Annotated in this window: 2 protein-coding genes and 1 pseudogene; all 3 read left to right on the top strand. The window is 67.7% G+C overall.

The genetic code is table 11. The features are described from left to right. Positions 1 to 1,317: CHAT domain-containing protein (locus GRX66_RS18135; RefSeq protein ID WP_325064193.1), on the top strand; the 1,317-nt coding region annotated here is incomplete at its 5' end. Positions 1,318 to 1,411: 94 nt separating this feature from the next. After that, complete coding sequence (tbsP, locus tag GRX66_RS18130) at positions 1,412 to 2,230, top strand: transcriptional regulator TbsP (protein WP_159527740.1); 819 nt, start codon at positions 1,412 to 1,414, stop codon at positions 2,228 to 2,230. A 102-nt stretch (positions 2,231 to 2,332) separates the two neighbouring features. After that, positions 2,333 to 2,702, top strand: a pseudogene (locus tag GRX66_RS20205) (YcaO-like family protein); the annotation flags it as partial.

Raw genomic sequence — 2,702 nt, 5'->3', positions numbered from 1 at the left:
TTCTGGCTGGACTGTCTCGTTCGCGGCGCCGCGTCCCACAGTTCTCCGCCGGGGTGCACCACCAACGACGCCAGGCGGCCCGCCGTCGCGGGCGACGACGTACTGCCAACGCTGGGCGTCGACCCGGACGCCGCCTACGACGCGACGCCGGCGCAGCGACTCGCGACGTACCTCGGCGCGCCGTTCGAGCGCGTGGCCGACGACCTCCCGGAGTGGCACCTCTCGATGCACGTCGCCCCGAACCTCGACCACGTCGGGACGCTCCCGTTCCTGCTGGACCGACTCGCGTTCGTGCACCCGCCGGAGACCGCGACACTGGAGAGCCAGGAACTGATGGAGCGGTCGCTGGACGACTTCTATCGCGGGCCGCCCGGCCCGGTCGCGACGGTGGAGATGCTGAAGCCGAAACTCCGTGAGGGCCGCTGGCAGGGCTGGCTCGCGGAGGGAACACCCATCGACGTGTTCAAGACACAGCCGGCGGCGTACCGCAACCACCTCGACTACCTCCAGACCGCTGGCGACGCGCTGTCGGTCGCGGTCGTCCTGAACGACCGCAGCATGAGCGGCGAACACGAGGCCGTCGCGGACGTCTACGACGCCCACGCCGACTCCCTGCCGATGGACGTCACGTTCTTCGAGGGTCTGACTCGCCAGGAACTCGCGGACGTGCTGGAAGACCACTACGAGTTCCTCCACTACATCGGCCACTGCGAGGTGGAGGGACTCCGGTGCGCGGACGGCAACCTCGCGGTAAGCGACCTCTCGGAGACGAACGTGGAGACGTTCTTCCTGAACGCGTGTGGCTCCTACTACGAGGGCCTGGACCTCGTGGAGCAGGGCAGCGTCGCGGGCGCTGTGACGCTCCGGAAGGTGCTCGACGAGCAGGCGGCGAAGGTCGGTACGGCGTTCGCTCGCCTGCTCGTCCACGGGTTCCCCATCGAGACGGCGCTCCGCCTGGCGCGGCGCCGCATCCGGATGGGGAAAGACTACGCCGTCGTCGGCGACGGGATGCAGACGCTGTCCCGGACTGACGGTGGCGACGCGCGTGTGGCTCGCGTGGAACGCGGCGTCGACGGCGAGTGCCGCGTAGAGTACGAGCAACTCGCCGTCGACGCCCACGGCTGCTGGTACGACCTGGACGTGGCGGCGGCTGACGGCCCGAAGCTCTGCGGGAATCCGACGACGTTCAGAATGCCGTCGGCGGACCTCGCAGACCTGTTCGCGGACGCCGAGCATCCGGTCATCGTGGACGGGGAGTTCTTCTGGTCCGACGAGGCTGCGTCACTACTCCGCGGGTCGGTTTCGACTGCGAAATAAACCGGAATGGAAGTCTGAGAACCGCTGTACTGTCGTTTTACTGTCTCCGCCATCGGTAAAATTAAATACGTCGTTACACTATACCCACACAGAGATGTCACAGAATCTACTGGGGACGCGCGTCGAAGATGTCGTCCGTTCGGTTCTCGAGACGGAGCCGGGCGAGCTCTTCGTCGTGAATCCTGCCGGCGAAACCGTCGAAGAACTCGTTGACGTCGCGAACGCCTACGACGGTGACCTGCCGTCGATCCGCCTGCTCGGCGACGAACGCATGCTCAAGGACGTGATGGACGACTTCATTGTCGCGTCCAGCGCGGCGAACCTGGTCGAAGCCGAGTCCCTGGAACTGCGCGTACTCGACGACGACACGCGGAGTTCGATGCTCGTGACCGACGATCGGACAGTCGCGCTCGTGGAAGCCGGCGGGCTCGTCGGCGGCCTGACGACCGACGACGAACAGTTCACTGAGACGGCGTACGACGCCGTCACGGACGACTGGGCCGACGCGGACTCGTTCAACCTCCGGACGCCCGCTATCGACCGCGTCCGGCAGAGCCTCGACGAGGACATCAGTCCGGACGTCGAGGCCGACTTCGAGAACGTGCTGGAATCACTCGAGACCGCACGCGGCGACGGCGACGGCCTCGACGAGGTCACCATCAGCCTGCTCGTCGCAGCGAAGAACCGCGTGCTCCTCTACGACATCAGCAAGTGGGGCGAGGACGTCGGCATCGCGTCGAAGGCGACGTTCTCACGCACGAAGACGAAGCTCGAGGACCTCGGCCTCATCGACACCGAGAAGGTCCCGATCGACGTCGGCCGGCCGCGCCTCCGCCTGAAACTCGCCGACGACCGCCTCGAGGACGCCCCGCCCGCGGAGCTAGCGAACGTCGCTCAGTCCGTCCTCACGTAACGCCGCTGGTCGCGCACCGCGCCCCGTGCGTCCCCTCCCCGAATCCCGTACTGTTTTCCCGTTCTCGCACCACCCAGTAGCCATGTTACTGGAGGAGTCGCGGTGACCGTCGCCGTCGTCGGCGACGGCGCCGCCGTAGACGCCGTTCGCGCCGCGCTCGCAGACGTCGACGTCGACGTGGAAGCCACGGCCGTCGGGGGCGTAGCAGACGCCGAGTTCGCCGTCGTCGTCGGTGTGGCAGGCACTGGGGGGTTCAGGACCGCGGGTGAGCACGCTCGTGCAGGAGCGACACCACTGGTCACCGTCGAGGTCGGCGGCCTCGGCGGTCGGGCGCTGGAGGGAGTCCACGCAGGCGTCTCCTACCTCGCGCCGAGGGGGCCATGTTTCGAGTGTTTAGCGGGTCGCGTGGCCGCGACGGGCCAGGAACCCGCGGAATCACCGAGTGCTGACCGCGCGGCCGTCAGGCTGGCCG

The organism is Halobacterium bonnevillei, assembly GCF_009831555.1.
Lineage (GTDB): Archaea > Halobacteriota > Halobacteria > Halobacteriales > Halobacteriaceae > Halobacterium > Halobacterium bonnevillei.
The sequence above is the reverse complement of the archived record's forward strand: the minus strand, read 5'-3'. Positions and strand labels throughout refer to the sequence as shown.

Excerpts from the sequence above, each read along its gene's own strand:
- tbsP (WP_159527740.1), top strand. The coding sequence starts at position 1,412 with ATGTCACAGAATCTACTGGGGACGCGCGTCGAAGATGTCGTCCGTTCG.